The organism is Thiohalophilus sp., from assembly GCF_034522235.1.
Lineage (GTDB): Bacteria > Pseudomonadota > Gammaproteobacteria > UBA6429 > Thiohalophilaceae > Thiohalophilus.
This window is the reverse complement of sequence record NZ_JAXHLN010000003.1, coordinates 1,870,359-1,895,451: the sequence shown is the minus strand read 5'-3', so window position 1 is coordinate 1,895,451 and position 25,093 is coordinate 1,870,359. Positions and strand designations below refer to the sequence as shown.

Genomic DNA, 25,093 nt, shown 5'->3' with positions numbered 1-25,093 from the left:
GGCGGGCGCGGCGTCAAGTCCGCTGCCCGATCGTGGGCTAAGTCCCTGAAATTTACGGGAACATTGACAGTCTACCGGCGAACCCGTTAATGTTACCCGCTTTGCGACGAGACGGGGCGGCACGCGAACCCCGGGTCATTAACCCTTTTTTCTTATCGGATTGCTCACTTGATAGACGATTTTCCGAGAATCAAACGGCTGCCGCCGTATGTCTTTAATATCGTTGGTGAATTGAAGGCCGCGGCCCGGGCGCGTGGCGAGGATATTATCGACTTCGGCATGGGCAATCCCGATCAGCCGACCCCGCAGCACATCGTCGACAAGCTGGTCGAGGTGGCCCAGCGCCCCGATACCCATCGCTACTCCCTGTCGCGCGGCGTTCCGCGTCTGCGCCGGGCCATATGCCGCTGGTACCAGCAGCGTTTCGACGTGGAGCTGGATCCCGAGTCCGAGGCGATCGTCACCATCGGTTCCAAGGAGGGGCTGGCCCATCTGGCGCTGGCCACGGTCGGCCCGGGCGACGCGGTACTGGTCCCCAATCCGGCCTATCCGATTCATCCTTACGGTTTTATCATTGCCGGTGCCGATATTCGCCATGTGCCGCTGGTGCCGGGGGTCGACTTTTTCGAGGGGCTGGAGAAGGCGATCAAGGACTCCTGGCCCAAGCCCAAGATGCTGGTGCTGAACTTCCCCGGCAACCCGACCACCCAGTGTGTCGATCTCGAGTTTTTCGAAAAAGTGGTCGATATCGCGCGCGAGCACCAGATCTGGGTGGTGCACGATATTGCCTATGCCGACATTGTCTTCGACGGCTACAAGGCACCGTCGATTTTGCAGGTCAACGGCGCCAAGGATGTGGCGGTGGAGTTTTATTCCCTCTCCAAGAGTTACAACATGCCCGGCTGGCGGGTCGGCTTCATGGTCGGCAATCCGACCCTGGTGGCGGCGCTGGCAAGGATGAAATCCTATCTCGACTACGGCATGTTCACGCCGATCCAGGTGGCGTCTATTACGGCACTGGAAGGCCCGCAGGATTGTGTCACCGAGATCGTCGAGCGTTATCGTTCGCGTCGTGATGTGTTGTGCGACGGGCTCAAATCCGTGGGCTGGGAGATCGAAAAACCCAAAGGCACCATGTTTGTCTGGGCGCCGATCCCTGAGGAGTACAAAGAGATCGGCTCACTGGAATTTTCAAAATTACTGTTACAGGAAGCCAAGGTGGCGGCGTCGCCCGGCATCGGCTTCGGTGACTACGGTGACGATCATGTCCGTTTCGGGTTGATCGAAAATGAACACCGTACCCGGCAGGCCATTCGGGGCATCCGGGACATGCTGCGCAAGGATCCAGAGGATCTCAAAAAGCAGGCCGGCAAATAATCAAGAGGAAGCAAGTCAGTGGAACCGGTTAAAGCAGGATTATTGGGATTGGGCACCGTCGGCGGCGGGACCGTGAATGTATTGCGACGCAATGCCGAGGAGATCGAACGGCGCGCCGGGCGCGGTATCCGCATTACCCATGCCGCCGCACGGGATCTGGACAAGCCGCGCATTTGCGACACCACCGGCATTACGCTTACCACCGATCCGCAGGACGTGGTCAGCAATCCCGATATCCAGATCGTTATCGAACTGATTGGCGGCGACGCTCTGGCCAAAGATCTGGTCATGCAGGCGATCGAGCAGGGTAAGCACGTGGTCACTGCCAACAAGGCGCTGATCGCCAAACATGGCAACGAAATCTTCGCCGCGGCGCAGAAAAAGGGCGTCATGGTCGCCTTCGAGGCGGCGGTGGCCGGCGGTATTCCTATTATAAAGGCGATCCGCGAAGGGTTGGCCGGGAACCAGATCCAGTGGCTGGCCGGTATTATCAACGGCACCGGCAACTTCATTCTCACCGAGATGCGCGACAAGGGCCGTGAGTTCGAGGATGTGTTGAAAGAGGCGCAGGAACTGGGTTATGCCGAGGCCGATCCCACTTTCGACGTGGAAGGCATCGATGCGGCGCACAAACTGACGATTCTCTCGTCGATCGCTTTCGGTATTCCGTTGCAGTTCGCGGCGACCTATACCGAGGGCATCAGTAACATCACCCGCGAAGATGTTGCCTATGCCGAAGAGCTGGGTTATCGCATCAAGCATCTGGGCCTGACCCGGCGCACCGACAAGGGGGTCGAGCTGCGCGTGCATCCGACCCTGATCCCCGAGCGCCGCCTGATCGCCAATGTGGATGGCGTGATGAACGCCGTGCTGGTGATGGGCGACGCCGTCGGACCCACTTTATATTACGGTGCCGGCGCGGGTGATGAGCCGACCGCCTCGGCAGTGGTGGCCGATCTGGTCGATGTGGCGCGGGTGCTGACCTCTGATCCCGAAAACCGCGTTCCGCACCTGGCCTTCCAGCCCGATGCGATCTCCGATCTGCCGATCCTGGACATGGAGGCGGTCGAAACCGCCTACTATCTGCGCCTGCAGGCCGAGGACAAACCCGGCGTGCTGGCTGAAGTGACTCGTATCCTGGGCGAGCGCGATATCAGCATTGAGGCGATCATCCAGAAAGAACCGAGTGAAGGCTCCGACAAGGCCAACGTCATCATGCTGACTCACGTGGTGCGCGAGAGTAAAATGAACGAAGCCATTGCCAAAATCGAGGCCATGAAATCGATTCAAGGCAATGTCACCCGCATCCGCGTCGAGTCACTAAAGGCATAGAATACGAATTTAACGCGGAGGTCGCAGAGACGCAGAGGCAAAAGAGATAATTTTGAATGTTGAATTATGAATTTTGAATAGTGATGTTTTGTGTCATTCAAAATTCAACATTCAGAACTCAACATTGTTATCTCCTCCGCGTCTCTGCGACTCCGCGAACTCTGCGTTTGAAGTCGATTGTTTTAAAATGGGTAATGTTGAACATGCCCTGTATTGAGGAATTTTGAAGATGCCATTTCGTACCCGTTATACCGGTTTAATTGACAAGTACCGCGACCGCCTGCCGGTACATGATGACACCCGCATCATCAGCCTGGGCGAGGGCAATACGCCGCTGATTCGGCTGAACAACATTCCCAGGGCGCTGGGCAAGGACGTGGATATTTACGTCAAGTACGAAGGCCTGAATCCGACCGGTTCGTTCAAGGATCGCGGCATGACCATGGCGGTGACCAAGGCGGTGGAAGAGGGCAGCCGTGCGATCATCTGTGCTTCCACCGGCAATACGTCGGCTTCAGCGGCGGCCTATGCCGCGCGTGCCGGGATTACCGCGTTTGTGCTGATTCCCGACGGCAAGATCGCACTGGGCAAGCTGGCCCAGGCAATGATGCACGGTGCTACGGTTATCCAGATCAAGGGCAACTTCGATGAAGGGATGCAACTGGTCAAGGAAGTCGGCGCCGAGGCGCCGGTAACCATTGTCAACTCCATCAACCCCTATCGCTTGCAGGGGCAGAAGACCGCCGCGTTTGAGATTGTCGAAGAGCTGGGCAGTGTCCCGGACTTTCACTGTATTCCGGTCGGCAACGCCGGCAATATCACCGCGCACTGGATGGGTTATAGCGAATATCACGAAAACGGCATCGTCAACAGCCTGCCACGCATGGTCGGTTACCAGGCCAGCGGCTCCGCGCCGTTCATGCGCGGCAAGATGGTCGACGATCCCGACACCGTTGCCACCGCGATCCGCATCGGGCATCCGCAAAGCTGGGACAAGGCCTGGAAAGTCCATGAAGAATCCAAAGGCTGGTTCGACGAATGTTCCGACGATGAGATCCTGGCTGCGCAAAAACTGCTGGCCGAAAAGGAAGGCGTATTCTGTGAACCGGCTTCGGCCACCTCGCTGGCGGGCGCCATGCGCGATATCACCAGTGGCAAGATCCCCGAAGGCAGCAAGATCGTCTGCACCCTGACCGGTCATGGTCTGAAAGATCCCGATATTGCGATCCAGCAAAGCACGCCGGTGCAGGCGGTGGACGCCACACTCGAAGAAGTGAAGAAGGCGATTCTGGCGAATATGGCATAAAACAAAGTTGGCAGATGGCAGTTGGCAGTCGGCAGATAAAATAGTGCTGAGTGCTGAGTGTTGGGAGCTTATTCCCGTCATTCCGGCCTTGAGCCGGAATCCAGGGCGCACCCCGGTTCGGGACTGGATGCTGCCGGCATGACGTAACCGGTTTCCAGTTGTAGGGTGCGTTCTACGCACCGAATCCCTGGCGAATATGGGATAAAGCACTCGGCAGTCTGAAATCGGAAGTCTGAAATCGACTTGCGTCCCGGGTTTCAGGCTTCCGACTGGGAATTGAGATTCAGGACTTATGACTGACGATTCAAGACTTGATTTAACAGTCTATGTCCCCGGCTTGATGGGCCCGCAACCGGTGTTGTCGCAACTGTCGTCTGCCGAGTTGCCGGACTTCACCGTACTGGAGCAGGCGCTCTCCCGCGCTGATATAAAACCCGATCCGATTAACGACGCTTACGCCGGCCTGTTTCAGCTGTTCGGTATCGAGCCCGATTCAACCGGCGATTATCCCGCCGCCGCCGTTTGCCAGTCGGTGCAGCAGCTGCAACTGGATAACTATTGCCTGCGTGCCGATCCGGTTCATCTGCAGGTGGATATGACCAGTGTCGTGTTACGGGGTCATCAGGAATTGCGTCTGGATAGCGATGAGGCGCAACAGCTGGTCGACAGTATTAACCGGCATCTTCACCAGGACGGCCTGCAGCTGGTCATGGGACAACCCCATCACTGGTACCTGAGTTTGCCCGAAACCCCCGGACTTCAGACCTCGCCTTTGCCATCACTTCTTCTGCAGGATATCAATCCCCATCTGCCGCGCGGTGACTCGGCGGCCGACTGGCACCGGTTGATGAACGAGGTGCAGATGCTGCTGTACGATCACCCGGTCAATCAGCAACGCGAGGCCGAAGGGCGCCTGACGGTGAACAGCCTGTGGCTGTGGGGCGGGGGCCATCAGCCTGATACAGCCTCTGTCCACTGGCAACAGGTCTATACTGACGACTGGCTGCTCGACGCGCTGGCCCGCTTTCATGATGTCGCCAGCGAGGATTTGCCCGAATCGGTCGAGACAGTGCTGCAGGATTGCCATGGCGAGGTCCTGCTCGACATCGAAGATTGCCTGCAACCCCTGCGCCAGCAGGATCCCTTCGCCTGGGTGGGTGCCGTCGAACAGTTTCAAAACCTGTGGCTGCAACCCTTGCTGGAAGGATTACGGAAAAATCGTTATCAGCGTCTGACGCTGTTGCCGGCCAACGGCCAGCGCTATCAATTCACTAAACAGATGTTACGACGCTGGTGGCGCCGCCGCCGGCCGCTGGCAAAGTGGGTGAGCGATGGCGCTTGAACAACATATCCGGCGCCGCCCGTTGCCGGATGAGCTGCCGCCACTGGCGGCGGACCTGCATCCGGTTCTGGCGCGGGTATTTGCCGCGCGGGCAGTGCGCGATCCCGACGAGCTGCAATACGAGTTGCAAAAGCTGTTGCCCTATCAACAGCTCAAGGATATCGATCGTGCCGTCGATCTGTTAATCGAGGCGTTGCAACAACAGCAACGGGTTTTGATCGTCGGGGACTTCGATGCCGACGGGGCGACCAGTACCGCGCTGTCCGTTGCCGCCTTGCAGGCGATGGGCCTCAAACAGATCGATTACCTGGTGCCCAACCGCTTCAAGTTCGGTTATGGCCTCACCCCCGAGATTGTCGAGGTGGCGCGCGAGTATCAGCCGGATCTGATCATCACCGTGGACAACGGCATTGCCAGTCTCAGTGGGGTGGAGGCGGCCAACGCGCAGGGCATCAAAGTGTTAATCACCGATCATCACCTGGCCGGCGAGCAATTACCGGCGGCCGAGGCGATCCTCAATCCCAATCAGCCGGACGATACGTTTCCCAGCAAGGCACTGCCCGGCGTCGGGGTAATGTTCTATCTGCTCATGGCCTTGCGCGCGCGATTGCGCGAGCTCGACTGGTTCGAACAACAGGGCATTGAACAACCCAACCTGGCGCAGTACCTGGATCTGGTCGCGCTGGGCACGGTGGCCGATCTGGTGCCGCTGGATCGCAACAACCGCATCCTGGTGGCGCAGGGGCTGGCGCGGCTGCGCGCCGGTCAGGCGCGTCCGGGGATTCGCGCGTTGATCGAAGTGGCCGGGCGGACGGCCGAGCGGCTGAGCGCCAGCGATATCGGTTTTTTTATCGCCCCGCGTCTCAACGCGGCCGGGCGCATGGATGATATGTCCCACGGCATCGAATGCCTGCTGGCGGAGAATGAACAAAAAGCGCGCGAGCTGGCGCAACAACTGGACAATCTGAATCGCGAGCGGCGCGGTGTCGAGGCGACGATGAAGCAGGATGCCCTGCAGTTGCTGGACGCCATGCAGCTGGACGAGCAGAACCTGCCGCACGGGCTCTGCCTGTTCGACGAGAACTGGCACGAAGGGGTGGTCGGGATTCTGGCCTCGCGGGTCAAGGAACAGGTGCATCGCCCGGTGATCGCCTTCGCGGCTACCGCCAATGGCGAGATCAAGGGCTCGGCCCGCTCGGTGCGCGGGCTGCATATTCGCGACGCGCTGGATGCCGTCGCCACCCGCCATCCGGATCTGATCAGCCGGTTCGGCGGCCATGCCATGGCTGCCGGCCTGAGCCTGCCGCGGGAGAATTTCGAGCCGTTTGCCGCCGCCTTCGATGCCGAGGTGCGTCGCCACCTGGATGACGCCGAGCTGTGCGGTGAGCATTTCAGCGACGGGCCGCTGGCGGCCGAAGAGATGACCCTGGAACTGGCCGAGGCGATCCGCCAGGCCGGCCCCTGGGGGCAGGGTTTCGAGGAGCCGCTGTTCGATGGCGAGTTCGAGCTGGTGCAGCGGCGCATCGTCGGCGAGCATCATCTGAAAATGGTATTGCGCCATCCCGAGGCCCCGGATCGCTTGTTCGACGCGATCGCCTTCAATCACGTGGACCACGACTGGCCGGTCGAGGTGGATCGGGTCGAGCTGGTCTATCAGCTGGACGTCAACGAGTACCGCGGCCAGCGCAACCTGCAATTGCTGGTACGCTATCTGCGTCCTGTCGCCTGAATCACTGTTCCGCAGAGGGGGTAGGTCCGGTGGCGCGCCGCGCTACCTGACATTCTCCGTATCGGCAGGGTGTCACGCAGGCTAACGCCAGCGTGACCTGCATGATGAGCCAGAGTATGAGGGGGCACGAATTTAGTAAAAAAACCAGGGGACGAGTTACGCGGGAGGAAGACCCGAATCTGTAGGAGCGGCTGCGCCGCGATAGACGTCTCTATGTTGCACGGCCTGTCGCGCCGGAGGCGCTCCTGCCTCACTGTCAACTGATTGCCTCACCTCCACCTGGACCCAGAACCTATCTGCGTATCGGCTGAGGGGTCACGCAGGCTAACGCCAGCGTGACCTGCAGGATTAGCCAGGGTATAAAGTGGGCATGAATTTGGACCAGTTGTTTAGATCCCTGTCGTCGTGATCCAGGAATTGGTGTATCATACGTGCCTCACATTTTCCGGTGGTTTATCAATATGTTGGAAGTCAACGCAATCCAGACCCGTATCAAGGACATGCAAGGGCGACTCGAAGCCCTGAGGGGGTATCTTTGACTTCGATATCAAGTCCGAACGGCTGGACGAGGTCACCCGGGAACTGGAAGACCCGGATATCTGGAACAAGCCTGACTATGCCCAGGAACTGGGTCGCGAACGCGCGCGCCTGGAAAAAATCGTTGAAACCATCACCACACTGACCCAACGGCTCGACGACGCCGACGAGCTGCTGGAGATGGCGGTCGAGGAACAGGATGAAGAGGCCATCAACTCGGTCATCGCCGATCTCGACAACCAGGAAAAAAGCCTCGAACAGCTCGAATTCCAGCGCATGTTCTCCGGGCAGATGGACGACAAGAACGCCTTTATGGACATCCAGGCCGGCTCCGGTGGCACCGAGGCGCAGGACTGGGCCAATATCCTGTTGCGCATGTACCTGCGCTGGGGTGAGAACGCCGGCTTTACCACCGAACTGATTGAAGTCTCCGAAGGCGAAGTGGCCGGCATCAAAAGCGCCACGGTCAAGTTCAGTGGTGAATACGCCTACGGCTGGCTGCGCACCGAAACCGGCGTGCATCGGCTGGTGCGCAAATCGCCGTTCGATTCGGGCAATCGCCGTCACACCTCCTTTGCCTCGGTGTTCGTTTATCCCGAAGTCGACGAGTCGATCGAGGTCGATATCAACCCGGCGGATTTACGCATCGATACCTACCGCGCCTCCGGCGCCGGCGGCCAGCACGTCAACCGCACCGACTCGGCGGTGCGCATTACCCACATGCCCTCCGGCATCGTGGTGCAGTGCCAGAGCGGGCGTTCCCAGCATCAGAATAAAGATCATGCGATGAACCAGCTCCGGGCCAAGCTGTACGAGATGGAGCTGCAAAAACAGACCACCGAACGACAGGCGCTGGAAGATTCCAAATCCGACATCGGCTGGGGCAGCCAGATCCGCTCCTATGTGCTGGACCAGTCCCGCATCAAGGACCTGCGCACCGGCGTCGAATCCAGCAACACCCAGGCCGTCCTCGACGGCGATCTGAACCAGTTCGTCGAGGCCAGCCTGAAAAGCGGATTATAAATAACAGGGCCGAGGGACGAGTTACGAGTAACGAGGTAAACAAACCGTCATTCCGGCGCATGCCGGAATCCAGTCATTAAACTCAACACGGTCACATGACCGGGATTTAATTACATAATTATGTTTACTTCGTGTCTTGGTGTCTTCGTGGTGAAAACTTTGATCAAAGAGATAACGCATGGCAGATAATAACGAACAGCAACCGGAACAGCCCGTCGACGAGCACAAGCTGATCGCGGAACGCCGGCGCAAGCTGGCCGAGCTACGCGAGTCCGGCGTGGCGTTTCCTAATGACTTTCGGCGCAATGTGATGGCCGGGGAGCTGCATGCCGAATACGGCGAGAAGAGCGCCGAGGAGCTGGAGGCCAACCCGGTACGGGTCAGTGTCGCCGGACGCATGATGCTGCGTCGGATCATGGGCAAGGCGAGCTTCTGTACCGTGCAGGATATGTCGGGTCGCATTCAGCTCTATGTGCGTCGCGACGATCTGCCCGAAGGGATCTATAACGAACAGTTCAAGAAGTGGGATCTGGGCGACATCATCGGCGCCGAAGGCACGCTGATGAAAACCAGGACCGGCGAGTTGTCCATCAAGGCGGACAGCGTTCGCCTGCTGACCAAATCCCTGCGCCCCTTGCCGGAAAAGTTCAAGGGCCTCTCCGATCAGGAGACCCGCTATCGCCAGCGCTATCTCGATCTGATCATGAACGAGGAATCGCGCACCACCTTCCAGATCCGCTCGAAGATCATCAGCCATATCCGCGAGTTTCTGATCCAGCGCGGCTTTCTGGAAGTGGAAACCCCGATGATGCAGGTGATCCCCGGCGGCGCCACCGCCAGACCGTTTTCCACCTATCACAATGCGCTCGATATGGAACTCTACCTGCGTATCGCGCCGGAGCTGTATCTCAAGCGGCTGGTGGTCGGCGGCTTCGAGCGGGTGTTTGAGATCAACCGCAACTTCCGTAACGAAGGCCTCTCCACCCGGCACAACCCCGAGTTCACCATGCTCGAATTCTACGAGGCCTATGCGGATTACCGCGATCTGATGGATCTCACCGAAGCCATGCTGCGCGACACTGCCCAGTCCGTACTTGGTAATACGGTTATCACCTATCAGGGCGAGGCGTACGATTTCGGCAAGCCTTTTGCACGCATGAGCGTGAAGGAATCGATCCTGCATTTCAATCCCGATATCAAATCAGAAGAGCTTGATGATCTGGATAAAGCCCGCGAACATGCCAAACGGCTGGGTGTGGAACTCAAGGACAGCTACGGCCTGGGCAAGGTCCAGATCGAAATCTTCGAAAAGACCGTCGAGCATCGCCTCAAAGATCCCACCTTCATTACCGCCTATCCGACCGAAGTCTCCCCCCTGGCGCGGCGCAATGACGACGATCCGTTCGTCACCGATCGCTTCGAATTCTTCGTCGGCGGCCGCGAGATCGCCAATGGTTTCTCCGAGCTCAACGACGCCGAGGATCAGGCCGAGCGCTTCCGCCAGCAAGTGGAAGAAAAAGAGGCCGGCGACGAAGAGGCCATGTACTTCGACGAGGACTACGTCACCGCCCTGGAACACGGCATGCCCCCGACCGCGGGTGAGGGCATCGGCATCGACCGCCTGGTCATGCTGTTCACCGACTCCCCCTCGATCCGCGACGTGCTGCTGTTCCCGCACATGCGCCCGGATGTCGGCTAAGTTTTACCACTTTTTGGCGTAGGTTAAAAAAACGCGGAGGTCGCAGAGACGCGGAGGCGCAGAGGATGAAAAGACAATTCTGAATGTTGAGTTATGAATTTTGAATTACTCCGATACCACTCAATTCAAAATTTAACATTCAGAATTTAACATTGTAAAAATGGTGACGAAGGGATTGAATTTTGAACGATCTCTTCGTTTTTTATTGTCGCTAAGTAAGAAAGCCTAGCCGGTCTCCAGCGCCACGCTGTAGGGCAGTTCCTGAAATTCCAGTTGCGGGCCGTTGGGCTGGCCCAGGTGGATCGGGCCGGCCTCGGCGCTGCTGATTTGCAGCACGGCGAGCAGATCGACGCCGCCGTTGGGTGCGGGCTGGGCAAGGACCACTTTACCGGCGCTGCTCTCGCTGTCGGCGCTGTAGAGGGGTTCGCCGGGGGCGGGCGGGGTGTCGAGGTTGACGTGGGCGCGGTACATGCGGCGCTTGAGGGTGCCCAGGTAGTGCATGCGCGCGACCACTTCCTGGCCGGTGTAGCAGCCCTTTTTGAAGCTGATGCCGCCGAGGCTGTGCAGGTTGGCCATTTGCGGGACGAAGGCGTCGGTGGTGTCGGTGTCCAGACTGGGGACGCCGGCGATGATATCCAGCCAGCTCCAGGCCGGATAGCCGACCGGGATCGCGCCGCCATTGTGGAGCGCCTGCCACAGCTCTATTAATTGTTCGGCCGGGCCGTGAATCTCGAACCGGGCCTGCGTGCCGGGGATACGGATCACGGTCAACGCCTGATGTTGCACAACTTCATCGACCGCTGCCGGCAGCCCGGGCAGGTGGGCGCCGAGCAGCGTTTCGGCGTCGGGACCGGCGATACCGAAACGGGCCAGCGCATCACTGGCGTCCTCCAGGGTCACGTTGCTGCGCAGCACGAACATGCGCAGCCGTTTGAGCGTCGGCTCGAGAAGCGGGCGGGGCAGGGTCAGGCAATAGTGATCGCCACGGCGAAACAGACGCATGCTGGCGAGCATACGCCCCTTGGGGCTGCAATAGGCGGTCAGCTGGCTCTGTTCGGGCGTGACCTGCTGGACATCGTTGGTGAACTGTCCCTGCAGGAAGCTCTCGGTGTCGCTGCCGGTGGCGCTAATTATCCCCTGATGGGAGAGATCGGCGATCACCGTGGCCGAGTCGGCCGCGCTCAGCTCATCCTGCGGCGCACCAAAGTCACTGACCTGATCGTCTGCGATGCTGGCCTGTTGTTGCGCCAGAAATGTTTGCCATTCACTGTTCATAACTTGACCATTCACCCGCTTGATATGTGTTGGCAGATAACGGATAGTAACATTTCTCACTGCATCTTCATAAGTTCGAGAGCGTCGCTGAATTTGTATAGCTGGACGTTGCGCCTGAAACGACTAAACTGGCAATAATGACAACAAAAAACGTACGGCCAAAATTTCTTAACCTGTTCAGGATTCATCTGCCCGTGATGGGGGTCGTGTCGTTTGCGCACCGCGTCAGTGGCGCCGTGCTGGTGTTGTCGCTGCCGTTTGTGGTCTTTCTGTTCTCTTTGTCCCTGCACAGCGAACAGGGTTTTGAACGGGTCAGTGAGATTCTGCAATGCGGCTGGATCCGCCTGCTGTCTTTGCTCGTTCTCTGGGCGTTGTTTTCCCATCTATTCTCCGGGGTTCGCTTTTTATTGCTGGATCTGGATATCGGCATGCGCCTTGCGCCCGCGCGCGCCAGTGCCTGGCTGGTGCTGGCACTGGCCGCACTGGTGTTGGCCGCACTGCTGCTGGGAGTGTTGCTGTGAGTCTCCACGGACAGGGCTTGCGGGCCTGGCTATGGCAGCGGCTGACCTCCGTGTATATGACACTGTTTATTGCCGCGGCTCTGATCACCTACGCCGTCAACGCGCCGCTGGATTATGCCAGCTGGCGCGCATTACTGGCGCACCCGGCAATCAATGTGGCGACCACCATCTTTATTCTGGCGTTGTTGTTTCATGCCGGGGTTGGGGTGCGGGATATTCTGGTGGACTATGTTCACTCGCTGGCCTGGCGCTTTACGCTTCTGGTCTGTTTGCTGGTGATTTTGTTGGCACTGGGTATCTGGTCGATGTGGATTCTGATTTCGGTAGTCGCGTTATGACAATTGCAAAACGACAATTCGATACCCTGGTGATCGGCGCCGGTGGTGGTGGCTTGCGTGCGGCGCTGCAACTGTCCCAGGCCGAAGCCAGTGTGGCCGTGGTCTCGAAAGTTTTTCCCACCCGTTCGCACACGGTGGCGGCCCAGGGCGGCATGAATGCGGCACTGGCCAATGTGTTGCCCGACAGCTGGCACTGGCACATGTACGACACGGTCAAGGGCAGCGATTATCTCGGCGATCAGGATGCTATCGAATATATGTGCCGCTCGGCCTCGAATCTGGTGGTAGAGCTGGAACATGCCGGCGTGCCTTTCAGCCGGCTGGATAACGGCAAGATCTACCAGCGCCCATTTGGCGGCCAGAGTCAGAACTTCGGTGGCGATCAGGCCGCGCGCACCTGCGCGGCGGCGGATCGCACCGGTCATGCCATTTTGCATACCCTCTATCAGCAGAACATTCGCGCCAAGACCCATTTTTTCGACGAGTACTTCGCCATTGATCTGATCAAGGATGATGAAGGCTTTATTCTCGGCGCCCTGGTGCTGGAGATCGAAACCGGTGAGCCCCTGCTGATCGAGGCCAAGACCACCCTGCTGGCCACCGGCGGGGCGGGGCAGTTGTTTCGCACCAACACCAACGCGCATATCAATACCGGCGATGGACTGGCGATGGCGTTGCGGGCCGGAATACCGGTCCAGGATATGGAGTTCTTCCAGTTCCATCCGACCGGCATTGCCGGGCGCGGGATGTTGATCACTGAAGGGGCCCGGGGTGAGGGAGGCTACCTGATTAATAAGGACGGCGAGCGATTCATGGAGCGCTATGCCCCCCATGCCCGCGATCTGGCCAGCCGTGATGTGGTCAGCCGGGCGATTTCCACCGAAGTGCGTGAAGGGCGCGGCTGCGGTGCCGATGGGGAACATGTGCTGCTGAAACTGGATCATCTGGGCCGCGAGGTGCTGTACAAGCGTCTGCCGGGGATCTGCGACACGGTGAAAACCTTCCTGCACATCGATCCGGCCGAGGAGGCGATTCCGGTGTTTCCCACGGCGCATTACACGATGGGCGGGATCCCCACCGATCGCCATGGCCGGGTGATCGTGCCGGTGGCACAGGGTCAGGAGTCGATCCCGGGGCTGTATGCAGTGGGCGAATGCGCCTGTGTGTCGGTCCATGGCGCCAACCGCCTCGGTGGCAACTCGCTGCTGGATATCGTGGTGTTCGGTCGGGCTGCCGGCAATGACATCATCGACTACCTGAACGATAATCGCTATCACCGGCCACTGGACAACGACAGTGTCAAGCAGGCCATGGCGCACCTGCGGCGTTGGGAACAAAAAGGCGAGGGGGAGTCGGTTCCGGCTTTGAAAAAGGAATTGCAAACCACCATGGAGAACTACTGCGGGGTATTTCGCAGCGAAGAGGTTTTGCAACAGGGACTCGACAAGGTATTGCAGCTGGAACAGCGACTGCAGGATGTGCGTCTCAAGGATCACAGCAAAATCTTCAATACCGCGCGGATTGAAGCCCTGGAGCTGGAAAACCTGATGGATATTGCGATTGCCACCGTGGCCTCGGCGCTGGGACGCCAGGAGAGTCGCGGCGCGCATTCGCGGGTCGATCATCCCGACCGGGACGATCAGCGCTGGCTGAAACATTCGCTATACTATAAGGAACAACATCGCCTGGATTACAAGCCGGTGACGTTGAAACCGTTGACAGTTGACTCGTTTCCGCCGAAGGAGCGGGTCTATTAATCAGGGACTAGAGACCAGGGGCCAGGTACCAGGAAAAGGGCCGAGGGACGCGTGACGAGGGAGGAAGACCTGAATTCGTAGGAGCGGCTGCGCCGCGACAGACTTATCCGTGTTGCACGGCCTGTCGCGCCGAAGGCGCTCCTACCCGATTGTGAGCCGATTTTCCTCGGTCCTCGGCCCTCGTCACGCGTCCTTCGGCCCTTTTCGAAAAGTGATAAAGACCAGGCTAGAGTTATACTGTTAATGTAACTCAATAACCTTGATGATCTGACACGATGCGATTTCAAATCTATCGATACGATCCCGAAAGCGGCCAGGATCCCTGGATCCAGGAGTTCGAACTGGAGGCGCGTCCGGGGATGATGCTGCGGGATGCCCTGCTCAAGCTTAAAGAGCAGGACGAGACACTGGTGTTTCGTCACTCCTGCGGGGAAGGGGTGTGCGGCTCCGATGCGCTCAATATTAACGGGACCAATGCGCTGGGTTGTCTGACGCCGCTGGCGGAGCTGAAGGAGCCGGTGGTGGTGCGGCCGGTGCCGGGCATGCCGGTGATCCGGGACCTGGTGGTGGACATGGATCAGTTCTTTTCCCATTACCGGGCGGTCAAGCCGTATCTTATCGTCGACGATCCCGAGCCGGAGGTGGAATACCGGCAGACGCCCGAGGAGCGGGAAAAGCTCGACGGCCTGTATGAATGCATTCTCTGTGGCTGCTGCACGACCCAATGCCCCTCGTTCTGGTGGAACCCGGACAAGTTCCGGGGCCCGGCGGCGTTGTTACAAGCTTATCGCTTTTTGGCCGACAGTCGGGATCAGGCCCGGACGCAACGGCTCGAGGAACTGGAAGGCCCCTTCCGGCTGTTTCGTTGTCATACCATAATGAACTGTACCAGTGTCTGCCCAAAGGGACTCAATCCTACCGAAGCGATTAACAACATCAAGAAGATGATGGTCAAGGATATGTTCTGATCATGAATGCACTGACGGACAGCAAACAGGAGCAATCCCGTATTTACTGGCAATGCCGGCGCGGTATGCTGGAACTGGATCTGATGCTGCAACCGTTTGTGGAAAATCACTTCTTCCGTTTGACCCAACAACAGCGACTCGCCCTGGCAACACTGCTGACGTACCCTGATCAACAATTACTGGACTATTTGCTGGGACACGGTGTCCCGCACGACAAGGATGTGGCCGATGTGGCAGAACAAATTCGAAACACGGCTGGAACTTGAGCCGACGCCCTCCCGCTATTTACTGATCTATCTGATTGTACTGCACGCGCTGGCCGGCGCGGCGTTGTTACAGCCGCTGACCTTGCCGGCGGGCCTGCATTTTGTGTTGCTCGCGGCGGTGGCGGCCAGTCTGCTGTGGCAGGTGTGGCGCCATTACCGGGACAGTCAGCAGACAAAACAGTTGATCTGGCGTACTGACGGCATCTGGGATTACCGGACGGATGGACAGTTATGGACGGATTTGGCCCTGTTGCCGTCCACCTACATCACCCGCGGCTTGATCATCCTGCACTTGCAGCCCGTAAACGGACGACGACTTTATATCGTACTCTTACCCGACAGTCTGTCCAGGGCGCAATGGCACCTTTTATGGCTCAGGCTGCGTTATGCCAGCCCTTCCGGACAGGGCCGAGTGACGAGTGACGAGTGACGAGGGGGTGTTAGTCGTAGCGCAGGTCGCGCTGGCGATAGCCTGCGTGACATCTGATGTTTATAAAACCTCACCACGAAGACGCGAAGACACGAAGGAAAATTAATCTACTTCGAGACTTCGCGTCTTCGTGGTAAAAATAGTTGTAGTCCTTGCTTCGGTTCGAGGTTGTGTCACGTAGGCTATCGCCAACGTGACCTACTCAGCACTCAGCACTCAGCACTTTTATTCCGCCAGCGTCAACGCCGAGGTCGCGGCCGCAGGGTGATTCGGTTGCAGGATGGTGTTGTAGGGTGTTTGATGTTCGTCCCGCTGAGGGTAATCGATGTTGTAGTGCAGACCACGGCTTTCCTGGCGTTGCATGGCAGAGCGGATAATCAGCGCGGCTACCAGGGCAAGGTTACGCAGTTCCAGCAGATCGTTGGTGACGCGAAAGTTGCCGTAGTATTCATCGATTTCCGACAGCAGCAATTGCACACGGTGTTCGGCCCGTTGCAGACGCTTGTTACTGCGCACGATACCGACGTAGTCCCACATGAAACGGCGTAACTCATCCCAGTTATGGGTGACGACCACTTCCTCGTCCGAATCGGTCACCCGGCTTTCGTCCCAGTCGGGAACGGTGACCTCGTCCGGTTTGTTTTCGGCTTTTTGCTGACGAATATGCAGGCTGGCGGCCTGGGCGAAGACCAGGCATTCGAGCAGGGAGTTGCTGGCCATGCGGTTGGCGCCGTGCAGCCCGGTGAAGGCGGTCTCGCCGATCGCATAGAGGCCGTCCAGATCGGTTTTGCCATGCAGATCGGTCATGATGCCGCCACAGGTGTAGTGGGCAGCCGGCACCACCGGAATGGGCCCCTGGGTCAGGTCGTAACCGAATTCCAGGCAGCGCTGGTACACCGTTGGGAAGTGCTGGCGAATAAAGTCGGCCGGTTTGTGGCTGATATCCAGATAGACGCAGTCGGCCCCCAGGCGTTTCATTTCATGGTCGATGGCGCGTGCCACAATATCCCTCGGGGCCAGTTCAGCGCGGCTATCGAATTTTTCCATAAAGGTGCTGCCGTCGGGCAATTTCAGTTTGCCGCCTTCACCGCGCAGAGCTTCGGTGATCAGAAACGACTTGGCATGCGGGTGATACAGGCAGGTTGGGTGGAACTGGTTGAATTCCATGTTGGCGACCCGGCAACCGGCGCGCCAGGCCATGGCAATGCCGTCACCGGTGGAGGTGTCGGGGTTGCTGGTATACAGATACACCTTGCTGGCGCCGCCGCTGGCCAGCACGGTCTGGTTGGCCCGAAAGACCCGGACCCTGTCCGCCTCGCGGTCCAGCACATAGGCGCCCAGACAGCGGTTATGCTCCAGCCCCAGCTTGGCGCCGGTGATCAAATCCACCGCGATATGGTTTTCGTAGAGGTGGATATTGGGGTGCCGGCGCACCTCGTTTTCCAGGGTGGTCTCGATCGCCTTGCCGGTGGCATCGGTGGCATGAATGACGCGGCGATGGGAGTGGCCGCCCTCGCGGGTCAGATGGTATTCCCCCGGCTGTCCGTCGTCGCGGGTGAAAGCGAGCCCCTTGTCGATCAACCAGCGAATGTTTTCGGCGCCATGCTGGACGGTAAAACGGACCACCTCTTCGTTGCAGAGTCCGGCACCGGCCTGCAGGGTGTCCTCGATATGGGATTCCAGGCTGTCATCGGGACCGAGCACCGCGGCGACCCCGCCCTGGGCGTAGAGGGTCGAGCCTTCCTTTAATATCTCTTTTGAAATCAAGGAGATAGAGTAATCATCGGCCAGTCGCAGGGCCAGGCTGAGGCCGGCGGCGCCGCCGCCGATAACAAGGACGTCGGTTGATATTTGCATGACTGTTATCGGGCCTGGCTGTCGGAATCCGGGTTGATTTGCCGAAACATTTCTTCTCGCAGCAAGATAAGATTAGAATTGTACGGATTACGGCGTGAATTGTCACAATTCCCGCTGTATCCGGGAATATAACCAGAAAACCGGCGGCCAGGCGAACTCTCCGATGCGATTGCGGTCAATATAGCAGGTATTCGGGTGACTGGCCCATTTTTAGGGGGAAGTGGCCCGAATGGGCGGTAAGACGACGGATCAATTGCTTGTCGAGCGTGTACAGGCCGGAGACAAAAAAGCTTTCGACATTCTGGTGATGAAATATCAACAGCGGGTCATGAAAGTGCTGTCCCGCTATGTGCGTAATCATGCGGAGCTGGAGGATCTGGCGCAGGAAACGTTTATCAAGGCGTACCGTGCGCTGCCGCGGTTTCGGGGTGACAGCGCCTTTTATACCTGGTTGTATCGCATTGCGATCAACACCGCCAAGAATTTTCTGGTTGCCCAGGATCGGCGCCCGCCGGCCGACGATATTGAGGCCAGCGACGCGGAACATTTTGAGGGTGAATCGGGTCTTAAAGAGTACGCAACCCCGGAAAAGGAAGCCCTCAGGGATGAGATTCAGCAGGTCATTATGCGTACCATCGAGGATCTGCCGGATGACTTGAAAACCGCCATTACCCTGCGTGAACTCGAGGGGATGAGCTATGAAGAAATAGCCGAGGCAATGGATTGTCCGATTGGGACCGTGCGGTCGCGAATTTTTCGCGCCCGTGAGGCAGTGGACAAAAAACTGAAGCCGTTACTCGGTTAATTATTGTGTGGTGAAGCTATGAGCAACAACAGCGACGAAAAATTATCAGCATTTATGGATGATGAGTTTCATCCGGATGTTCTTGAATCACTCAAGCAGGATACCGACGTTCGGGCACGCTGGGCACGGTATCATCTGATCCGGGATGTGCTTTCCGGACACAATGAAACGGTTCCTTCCCCGTCATTTGTCGACCGTGTCAGCGCGGCGTTAGGCGATGAGCCGACGGTGCTGCGTCCGGCCCGGCGTAAACTTGCCCATAGCGTCCGGCAGGTGGCCGGTCTGGCGATTGCCGCCACCGTCGCCACGGTGGCGGTATTAACCGTGCAGCAAAGCGATGTGACAGGCCCGTCGGGATCGCAGCCGGCGATCGCCAGCGCAGAGAATACCGCTGCGGAATACCGCAATGTCAGCGACAATTCCTCGGCACGCTTGCCCATCGACAGCGAGGTGCAGTCCAAGCTCAGCAATTACCTGATCAATCATAACGAATATTCCATCTCTTCGAGAATGCAGGGCATGCTGCCGTATATGCGCATTGTCAGTGTGACCCCTTCGGAGCGTGTCGTTACTCGTGCCAATGATAAATAAACTGGCCTCGACCCTGTTGGGGTCCGCGATTCTACTGCAGGCCGCCTGGGCTTCGGAGATTGATGAGGTCCAGCCGTGGCTGGAAAAGATGCATCAGGCCGCGCACATGCTTAATTACGAAGGGACCTTTGTTTACGGCCAGCAGGATCAGTTGAGCTCGATTCGGATTATCCACAGCGTAACGGAAGCCGGCGAGCGCGAACGGCTTGTATCCATGGACGGGTCGGGCCGCGAAGTGTTGCGTGACGGCGATCGGGTAATCTGTATCTATCCGGACAGTCAGTCGGTGATAGTGGAAAAGAGCCGGCCCCGGGCCAAGTTTCCCCCGGTGTTTCCGGTTCAGGTCGGTGTGCTGGACAATTATTACCGCCTCTCACTGGCCGGCAAGGACAAGGTGGCCGGCGAGCCAACACAAAAGATTCTGATCGAACCTCGGGATAATCTGCGTTACGGTCACGCCTTGTGGGTACATGAAAAAACCGGTCTGTTATTAAAGACCGAGTTGCTGAATGAAAACAACAAGCCGGTTGAACAGTTCATGTTCACCCAGATCATATTCAAGGACAAGATCCCCGAAGAGGCACTGAAAGCGGATATCAACAAGGGAAACTTTACCTGGTACGAAGCCGAGTCGGGTCAGCAGCCGATCACAAGTGACCAGGAAACGCACTGGCAGGTGACCGCGCTGCCGGCGGGATTTGAACAGGACATGACCCGTATACACCAGATACCCACCAGTATCATGCCGGTCGAGCATCGGATCTACTCCGATGGCCTGGCCTCGGTCTCGGTATTTATCGAAAAAAATGCTGAAAAGGGCGAGGACAATCTGTTTGGCGGTTCGCATATGGGAGCGGTTAACGCGCACGGCCGGACGTTGAACGGCTACCACGTGACGGTGGTTGGCGAAGTGCCGCAGGCAACGGTTAAAATGATCGGTGAATCGGTGCGTTACCGGGAGTCACCATGATCGAGGAGACGGCCGTTGTGGTGAAATGCGAGGGCGATTACGCCTGGGTGGAGGCGCAACGCAAGTCGTCCTGCGATCAATGCCAGGTCAAAAAGGGCTGTGGCACCTCGGTGTTGGCCCGGGTCGTCGGGCAGAAAACCAGCAGGATGCGGGTATTGAATTCGCTGCAGCTCCGCGAGGGCGAATCCGTGATAATCGGCCTGCATGAGTCAGCGATGCTGAGCGGTTCGATGGCCGTGTATCTGGTACCGCTGTTGAGTCTGCTGTTGTTTGCCATTACCGGTCAGGTGCTGGCCGAGCAGCTACAGATCCCGGCCGAGGAGCTGGTATCGATTGTTTTTGCCATAATTGGTATGCTGGTGGCAATTGTCTGGCTGCGGTTGTTTACCCGGCGCATAGCCCATGACAGCCGCTATCAGCCGCAAATTCTGCGCCGTTTGCCATCGGCCGGCATATCCGCTTCGAATATCGTACATTCATAAGCAAATCGCTTTGCGCAATTATTAAAGAGGCATCAATGAAGGCTCGTATTGTTAATCTGTTGAGCATCTTTCTGATTCTGGGCTTTTTTGCCACGCCCTCATACGCCCTTCTGGGCGGCAATGACAAACTGCCCGATTTTACCGAGCTGGTGGAGAAAAACAGCCCGGCAGTGGTGAATATCAGCACCACCCAGAAAGTGAGTCGTGAACACGCTTTACCGCCGGGCTTTGAGATTCCCGAGTTCCCCGAAGGCTCGCCGTTTGGCGATCTGTTCCGGCGCTTTTTTGGGGAAGAGGGACCACCGGGTTCGGGCCCGGAAGAGTTCGACAGCCAGTCACTGGGTTCCGGCTTTATCATCAGTCGGGATGGCTATATTATTACCAACTATCACGTGGTCAAGGATGCCGAGGAAATTACGGTTCGCTTGAGTGATCGTCGTGAACTCAAGGCACAAGTCATCGGCAGCGACAAACGCAGTGATATCGCCCTGCTCAAGGTCGATGCCGGAGATCTGCCGGTGGTCGCTATCGGCAATTCGGAGAAGCTCAAGGTCGGCGAGTGGGCCATGGCCATCGGTTCGCCGTTCGGTTTTGACCATTCGGTTTCGGTGGGCGTGATCAGTGCGATTAATCGTAATCTCCCCAGCGAGAACTATGTTCCCTTTATTCAGACCGATGTGGCGATTAACCCGGGGAATTCCGGCGGTCCGCTGTTCAATCTCGATGGCGAAGTGGTCGGGATCAATTCACAGATTTTCACCCGCTCCGGCGGTTTCATGGGCCTGTCGTTTGCAATCCCCATTGATGTGGCGATGGATGTGGTCGAGCAGCTCAAGACCAAGGGCAAGGTGAGTCGCGGCTGGCTGGGTATTTTGATCCAGGACGTCAATCGTGAACTGGCCGAATCTTTCGGTATGAAAAAGCCGATGGGGGCCGTGGTGCTACGGGTGTTGCCCGACAGCCCGGCCGAGAAGGCCGGCTTCAAGGAAGGTGACGTGGTGGTGGAATTTGCCGGCCGGACGATTCATCGCCAATCGGATCTGCCACTGGCGGTCGCCGCTTATCCGGTGGACAAGGAAGCGAAGGTCAAGATTATCCGCGAAGGCAAGACCCGGTATCTGACCGTGAAAACCGGCGAATTGCCGCCCGAGGAAGAGCTGGCCCAGGCTTCTCCCGATCAGCCCTCAAGCCAGGGCGAGAGCGCGACCCTGGGCATGGTATTGCAGGATCTGACCCGGGAGCAGCGCAAGCAGCTGGGTATCGACGACAAGCGTGGTGTACTGGTTAAGGAGATCCGCGAGGGACCGGCCGCCGAGGCGGAGGTCCGTCCGGGTGATGTGATCCTGATGATCAACCACCAGAATATCACCAGCCGCAAGCAGTTTGAGAAACTGCTGAGCGATCTGCCCAGGGGCAAGCTGCTGCCGATGCTGGTCCAGCGTGGCAAGGCGCCGCTGTTTATGACCATCCGGCTCGAGGAATGAGCCGGCCGGTGCGTCTGACCCTGTATCTGCGCAGTGGTTGCCATTTGTGCCAGGCGATGCTGGCGCAGCTGCAGGCGGTCCAGGCGCAATACAATTTTGAGCTGGATACGGTGGATATTGACGGCGATCCGGCACTGGAGGCGGCCTACGGCGAACTGGTTCCGGTGCTCAAGCACGGGGAGAGGGAAATTTGCCATTATTTTCTGGAAGTTGGCAAGCTCCAACAGTATTTCAGCCAGGCCTGAAATTGGTTACAATTCCGCATTGCCATTAATATAACTTCTGACAAATTCCTTCCCTGGAATTTGTCAGTATGCACGCTCGATCCAAAAAGGCGCAATTGTGCGCCTTTTTAGTATGACTCAAGGTGGAATGTGACCGACCTTTCCCAGATACGCAATTTTTCCATTATCGCCCATATCGATCACGGTAAATCCACCGTCGCGGACCGGATTATCCAGATGTGCGAGGGCCTGACCGAACGCGAAATGAGCGAGCAGGTGCTCGACTCGATGGACCTGGAGCGCGAACGCGGCATCACCATCAAGGCCCAGAGCGTCACCCTCAATTACACCGCCCGGGACGGCAAGACCTATCTGCTGAACTTTATCGATACCCCGGGGCATGTGGATTTCTCCTACGAAGTCTCGCGCTCGCTGGCCGCCTGTGAAGGGGCGCTGCTGGTAGTGGATGCCTCCCAGGGGGTCGAGGCACAGAGCGTGGCCAACTGCTATACCGCCATCGAACAGGGACTGGAAGTGCTCCCGATCCTTAACAAAATCGATCTGCCGGCGGCCGAGCCGGATCGGGTGATCCAGGAGATCGAGGAGATCATCGGCATCGAGGCCAAAACCGCCGCCCGGGTCTCGGCCAAAACCGGAGAGGGGATGAGCGAGTTGCTGGAGGAGATCGTGCACCTGATCCCGCCGCCCGAGGGTGATGTGAACGCGCCCCTGCAGGCGCTGATCATCGACTCCTGGTTCGACAATTACCTTGGGGTGGTGTCGCTGATTCGGGTCAAGCAGGGCACCCTGCGGCGCAAACAAAAGATCCGCATCATGGCGGCGGACCGCAATCACCAGGTGGATCGGGTCGGGATTTTCACCCCCAAAAAACGCGATACCGAACAACTGCATGCCGGTGAGGTGGGCTTCATGATCGCCGGTATCAAGGAGGTCGACGGCGCGCCGGTCGGCGATACCATCACCGATGCCGCCAATCCGGCCGACGTGCCGCTGCCCGGTTTCAAACCGATCCAGCCGCAGGTCTTTGCCGGGCTGTTTCCGGTTGAAGGGGATGATTACGAGGGGCTGCGTGAAGCACTTTCCAAGCTGAAACTGAATGACGCCGCACTTTATTACGAACCGGAAACCTCCCAGGCACTGGGCTTCGGTTTTCGTTGCGGTTTTCTGGGTATGTTGCACATGGAGATCGTGCAGGAGCGGCTGGAGCGCGAATACGGTCTGGATCTGATTACCACCGCACCCTCCGTCGTTTATGAGGTGCTGACCCGGCATAACGAGCTGCTGAACATCGAGAATCCGTCCGAGCTACCCGAACCGAACGACATCGAGGAGATTCGCGAACCGATTGTCCGGGCCTCGATTTTGGTGCCCCAGGAACATGTCGGTAATGTGATTACACTGTGTGCCGAAAAGCGGGGCGTGCAGAAAAAAATGCAGTATCTCGGCAGTCAGATTCTGCTGGAATATGAATTGCCGATGAACGAGATCGTGCTCGACTTTTTCGACCGGCTCAAATCGGTCAGTCGCGGCTATGCCTCGCTGGATTATGAACTCCTGCGTTTTGAGTCCGCCAATCTGGTCAAGCTGGATATTCTGATTAACGGGGAAAAAGTCGACGCCCTGTCGATCATCGTGCATCGCGATCAGGCTGAATATCGCGGCCGGGATCTGGCCGAACGCATGAAGGAGATCATCCCCCGGCAAATGTTTGAAGTGGCCATCCAGGCGGCCATCGGGTCCAAGATCATTGCCCGTGCCACGGTCAAGGCACTGCGCAAGAACGTGACGGCAAAATGTTACGGCGGCGATGTCTCGCGCAAACGTAAACTACTGGAAAAACAAAAAGCCGGTAAACGGCGCATGAAGCAGGTGGGCAAGGTGGAAATTCCGCAGGAAGCCTTTTTGGCGGTACTTAATGTAGGGAAGGAAAAATGAGTTTTGATTTTGAGTTGTTACTGGTGCTGGCGACTGTCATCAGCGGAGTCATCTGGCTGGTCGATGCGCAATATTTTGCCAGGCACCGGGAACCGGTTCAAACGCCAAATGAAGCGGGCGAGAGCGAGACGAACGAGCCCTATCTGGTTGAATTTTCACGTTTTCTGTTTCCGGTGGTGCTGGTGGTACTGGTGCTGCGCGGCTTTGTGGCCGAACCGTTCAAAATTCCGTCCGGCTCCATGTTACCGACTCTGGAGGTAGGTGATTTCATTCTGGTCAACAAATTCGCCTACGGTCTGCGCCTGCCGGTCGGGCATCAGCGTATTGTGAACCTGGGCGATCCCGAGCGGGGGGATGTGATTGTCTTTCGTTACCCCGAAAATCCCGATATTGACTATATCAAGCGCGTAATCGGTCTGCCGGGCGACGAGGTGGCTTACTATAACAAGACGCTCTATATTAATGGTGAGCCGGCACTGCAGAAGCCGATTGATAATTACAATGCGGATTACTCCCTGGAGCTTCGTTATGAAGAGACACTGGGCGATGTGCGTCACCCTATTCTGGTCAGTGCGGGTTCGTCGCCCCGGGATTTTGTTGTCAATGTCCCGAAAGGAAACTATTTTGTAATGGGAGACAATCGGGATAACAGCCGCGACAGTCGGGTCTGGGGTTTTGTTCCCGAAGAGAACCTGGTCGGTGAGGCCTTTTTAATCTGGATGAATTGGGACTGCACTTTTAGCGAAATAATTCAACTCAACTGCCAAATGCCAAGCTGGAACCGCATCGGAAATTTAATCGAATAACGATAATGGTGAGGAGGG

General features: G+C 57.8%; 23 protein-coding genes. 21 read left to right on the top strand and 2 right to left on the bottom strand.

Going from position 1 to position 25,093, the window contains the following annotated elements; translation table 11 throughout:
- Positions 1 to 168: 168 nt before the first annotated feature.
- The 7 genes from alaC (at position 169) to lysS (ending at position 10,345) form a co-directional block, all read left to right on the top strand.
- Complete coding sequence (gene alaC, locus U5J94_RS12270; RefSeq protein WP_322565918.1) at positions 169 to 1,377, top strand: alanine transaminase; 1,209 nt, start codon at positions 169 to 171, stop codon at positions 1,375 to 1,377.
- A gap of 18 nt (positions 1,378 to 1,395) precedes the next feature.
- Complete coding sequence (locus tag U5J94_RS12265; RefSeq protein ID WP_322565917.1) at positions 1,396 to 2,709, top strand: homoserine dehydrogenase; 1,314 nt, start codon at positions 1,396 to 1,398, stop codon at positions 2,707 to 2,709.
- Positions 2,710 to 2,938: 229 nt separating this feature from the next.
- Entirely contained in the window at positions 2,939 to 4,015 is a 1,077-nt protein-coding gene (gene thrC / locus U5J94_RS12260; RefSeq protein WP_322565916.1) for a threonine synthase, read from the top strand.
- Positions 4,016 to 4,307: 292 nt separating this feature from the next.
- A complete protein-coding gene (locus U5J94_RS12255; RefSeq protein ID WP_322565915.1) occupies positions 4,308 to 5,357 on the top strand; it encodes a hypothetical protein in 1,050 nt (349 codons plus the stop codon).
- Entirely contained in the window at positions 5,347 to 7,086 is a 1,740-nt protein-coding gene (recJ, locus tag U5J94_RS12250; protein WP_322565914.1) for a single-stranded-DNA-specific exonuclease RecJ, read from the top strand. The genes U5J94_RS12255 and recJ overlap by 11 nt, the downstream gene beginning before the upstream one ends.
- 461 nt (positions 7,087 to 7,547) lie before the next feature.
- Positions 7,548 to 8,646, top strand: a protein-coding gene (gene prfB, locus U5J94_RS12245; RefSeq protein WP_416224175.1) for a peptide chain release factor 2 whose coding sequence is annotated in 2 segments (ribosomal slippage) — positions 7,548 to 7,622 and positions 7,624 to 8,646 — 1,098 coding nt in all. Because the reading frame shifts where the segments join, the coding sequence is not laid out codon by codon here.
- Positions 8,647 to 8,824: 178 nt separating this feature from the next.
- Positions 8,825 to 10,345, top strand: a complete 1,521-nt coding sequence (lysS, locus tag U5J94_RS12240; RefSeq protein ID WP_322565913.1) for a lysine--tRNA ligase — start codon at positions 8,825 to 8,827, stop codon at positions 10,343 to 10,345.
- 225 nt (positions 10,346 to 10,570) lie between these two features.
- Here lysS and U5J94_RS12235 read toward each other — a convergent pair whose 3' ends face one another.
- On the bottom strand, positions 10,571 to 11,620 hold the full coding sequence (locus U5J94_RS12235; protein WP_322565912.1) for a folate-binding protein YgfZ: 1,050 nt from the start codon (positions 11,618 to 11,620) through the stop codon (positions 10,571 to 10,573).
- 137 nt (positions 11,621 to 11,757) lie between these two features.
- Here U5J94_RS12235 and sdhC point away from each other — a divergent pair, with 137 nt between their 5' ends.
- The 6 genes from sdhC (at position 11,758) to U5J94_RS12205 (ending at position 15,900) form a co-directional block, all read left to right on the top strand.
- Complete coding sequence (gene sdhC, locus U5J94_RS12230) at positions 11,758 to 12,141, top strand: succinate dehydrogenase, cytochrome b556 subunit (RefSeq protein WP_322565911.1); 384 nt, start codon at positions 11,758 to 11,760, stop codon at positions 12,139 to 12,141.
- Positions 12,138 to 12,479: a succinate dehydrogenase, hydrophobic membrane anchor protein gene (gene sdhD, locus U5J94_RS12225; protein ID WP_322565910.1), complete on the top strand. Its 342-nt coding sequence runs from the start codon at positions 12,138 to 12,140 to the stop codon at positions 12,477 to 12,479. The genes sdhC and sdhD overlap by 4 nt, the downstream gene beginning before the upstream one ends.
- The gene (gene sdhA, locus U5J94_RS12220; protein WP_322565909.1) at positions 12,476 to 14,236 is read left to right on the top strand and encodes a succinate dehydrogenase flavoprotein subunit; all 1,761 of its coding nucleotides are present in this window, start codon (positions 12,476 to 12,478) and stop codon (positions 14,234 to 14,236) included. Before sdhD ends, sdhA begins: the two co-directional genes overlap by 4 nt.
- 275 nt (positions 14,237 to 14,511) lie before the next feature.
- Complete coding sequence (locus U5J94_RS12215; RefSeq protein WP_322565908.1) at positions 14,512 to 15,204, top strand: succinate dehydrogenase iron-sulfur subunit; 693 nt, start codon at positions 14,512 to 14,514, stop codon at positions 15,202 to 15,204.
- A gap of 2 nt (positions 15,205 to 15,206) precedes the next feature.
- Positions 15,207 to 15,470 carry a succinate dehydrogenase assembly factor 2 gene (locus U5J94_RS12210; protein WP_322565907.1) on the top strand — a complete coding sequence of 88 codons (264 nt, stop codon included), beginning with the start codon at positions 15,207 to 15,209 and terminating at the stop codon, positions 15,468 to 15,470.
- Positions 15,433 to 15,900 (top strand): protein YgfX, encoded by a 468-nt coding sequence (locus tag U5J94_RS12205; protein WP_322565906.1) that lies wholly within the window; start codon positions 15,433 to 15,435, stop codon positions 15,898 to 15,900. Before U5J94_RS12210 ends, U5J94_RS12205 begins: the two co-directional genes overlap by 38 nt.
- A gap of 225 nt (positions 15,901 to 16,125) precedes the next feature.
- Here U5J94_RS12205 and nadB read toward each other — a convergent pair whose 3' ends face one another.
- Positions 16,126 to 17,757: an L-aspartate oxidase gene (nadB, locus tag U5J94_RS12200; protein ID WP_322565905.1), complete on the bottom strand. Its 1,632-nt coding sequence runs from the start codon at positions 17,755 to 17,757 to the stop codon at positions 16,126 to 16,128.
- A gap of 229 nt (positions 17,758 to 17,986) precedes the next feature.
- Here nadB and rpoE point away from each other — a divergent pair, with 229 nt between their 5' ends.
- The 8 genes from rpoE to lepB all read left to right on the top strand — a co-directional run bounded on the left by rpoE (position 17,987) and on the right by lepB (position 25,075).
- Positions 17,987 to 18,562 (top strand): RNA polymerase sigma factor RpoE, encoded by a 576-nt coding sequence (rpoE, locus tag U5J94_RS12195; protein WP_322565904.1) that lies wholly within the window; start codon positions 17,987 to 17,989, stop codon positions 18,560 to 18,562.
- Between the two features lie 18 nt (positions 18,563 to 18,580).
- Positions 18,581 to 19,153 (top strand): sigma-E factor negative regulatory protein, encoded by a 573-nt coding sequence (locus tag U5J94_RS12190; RefSeq protein WP_322565903.1) that lies wholly within the window; start codon positions 18,581 to 18,583, stop codon positions 19,151 to 19,153.
- Entirely contained in the window at positions 19,143 to 20,123 is a 981-nt protein-coding gene (locus tag U5J94_RS12185; protein WP_322565902.1) for a MucB/RseB C-terminal domain-containing protein, read from the top strand. Before U5J94_RS12190 ends, U5J94_RS12185 begins: the two co-directional genes overlap by 11 nt.
- Positions 20,120 to 20,605, top strand: a complete 486-nt coding sequence (locus U5J94_RS12180) for a SoxR reducing system RseC family protein (protein ID WP_322565901.1) — start codon at positions 20,120 to 20,122, stop codon at positions 20,603 to 20,605. Before U5J94_RS12185 ends, U5J94_RS12180 begins: the two co-directional genes overlap by 4 nt.
- A gap of 35 nt (positions 20,606 to 20,640) precedes the next feature.
- Complete coding sequence (locus U5J94_RS12175) at positions 20,641 to 22,089, top strand: DegQ family serine endoprotease (RefSeq protein ID WP_322565900.1); 1,449 nt, start codon at positions 20,641 to 20,643, stop codon at positions 22,087 to 22,089.
- Positions 22,086 to 22,334 (top strand): glutaredoxin family protein, encoded by a 249-nt coding sequence (locus U5J94_RS12170; RefSeq protein WP_322565899.1) that lies wholly within the window; start codon positions 22,086 to 22,088, stop codon positions 22,332 to 22,334. The genes U5J94_RS12175 and U5J94_RS12170 overlap by 4 nt, the downstream gene beginning before the upstream one ends.
- A gap of 129 nt (positions 22,335 to 22,463) precedes the next feature.
- The gene (lepA, locus tag U5J94_RS12165; RefSeq protein WP_322565898.1) at positions 22,464 to 24,269 is read left to right on the top strand and encodes a translation elongation factor 4; all 1,806 of its coding nucleotides are present in this window, start codon (positions 22,464 to 22,466) and stop codon (positions 24,267 to 24,269) included.
- Positions 24,266 to 25,075 carry a signal peptidase I gene (lepB, locus tag U5J94_RS12160; protein WP_416224174.1) on the top strand — a complete coding sequence of 270 codons (810 nt, stop codon included), beginning with the start codon at positions 24,266 to 24,268 and terminating at the stop codon, positions 25,073 to 25,075. The genes lepA and lepB overlap by 4 nt, the downstream gene beginning before the upstream one ends.
- Positions 25,076 to 25,093 lie beyond the last annotated feature (18 nt).

Coding starts and splice junctions, on each gene's coding strand:
- U5J94_RS12210 (WP_322565907.1), top strand. CDS start 15,207: ATGAATGCACTGACGGACAGCAAACAGGAGCAATCCCGTATTTACTGG.
- U5J94_RS12180 (WP_322565901.1), top strand. CDS start 20,120: ATGATCGAGGAGACGGCCGTTGTGGTGAAATGCGAGGGCGATTACGCC.
- thrC (WP_322565916.1), top strand. CDS start 2,939: ATGCCATTTCGTACCCGTTATACCGGTTTAATTGACAAGTACCGCGAC.
- U5J94_RS12255 (WP_322565915.1), top strand. CDS start 4,308: ATGACTGACGATTCAAGACTTGATTTAACAGTCTATGTCCCCGGCTTG.
- rpoE (WP_322565904.1), top strand. CDS start 17,987: ATGGGCGGTAAGACGACGGATCAATTGCTTGTCGAGCGTGTACAGGCC.
- lysS (WP_322565913.1), top strand. CDS start 8,825: ATGGCAGATAATAACGAACAGCAACCGGAACAGCCCGTCGACGAGCAC.
- U5J94_RS12235 (WP_322565912.1), bottom strand. CDS start 11,620: ATGAACAGTGAATGGCAAACATTTCTGGCGCAACAACAGGCCAGCATC.
- sdhA (WP_322565909.1), top strand. CDS start 12,476: ATGACAATTGCAAAACGACAATTCGATACCCTGGTGATCGGCGCCGGT.
- U5J94_RS12175 (WP_322565900.1), top strand. CDS start 20,641: ATGAAGGCTCGTATTGTTAATCTGTTGAGCATCTTTCTGATTCTGGGC.
- nadB (WP_322565905.1), bottom strand. CDS start 17,757: ATGCAAATATCAACCGACGTCCTTGTTATCGGCGGCGGCGCCGCCGGC.
- recJ (WP_322565914.1), top strand. CDS start 5,347: ATGGCGCTTGAACAACATATCCGGCGCCGCCCGTTGCCGGATGAGCTG.
- sdhC (WP_322565911.1), top strand. CDS start 11,758: ATGACAACAAAAAACGTACGGCCAAAATTTCTTAACCTGTTCAGGATT.
- lepB (WP_416224174.1), top strand. CDS start 24,266: ATGAGTTTTGATTTTGAGTTGTTACTGGTGCTGGCGACTGTCATCAGC.
- U5J94_RS12205 (WP_322565906.1), top strand. CDS start 15,433: ATGTGGCAGAACAAATTCGAAACACGGCTGGAACTTGAGCCGACGCCC.
- U5J94_RS12170 (WP_322565899.1), top strand. CDS start 22,086: ATGAGCCGGCCGGTGCGTCTGACCCTGTATCTGCGCAGTGGTTGCCAT.
- U5J94_RS12185 (WP_322565902.1), top strand. CDS start 19,143: ATGATAAATAAACTGGCCTCGACCCTGTTGGGGTCCGCGATTCTACTG.
- U5J94_RS12190 (WP_322565903.1), top strand. CDS start 18,581: ATGAGCAACAACAGCGACGAAAAATTATCAGCATTTATGGATGATGAG.
- U5J94_RS12215 (WP_322565908.1), top strand. CDS start 14,512: ATGCGATTTCAAATCTATCGATACGATCCCGAAAGCGGCCAGGATCCC.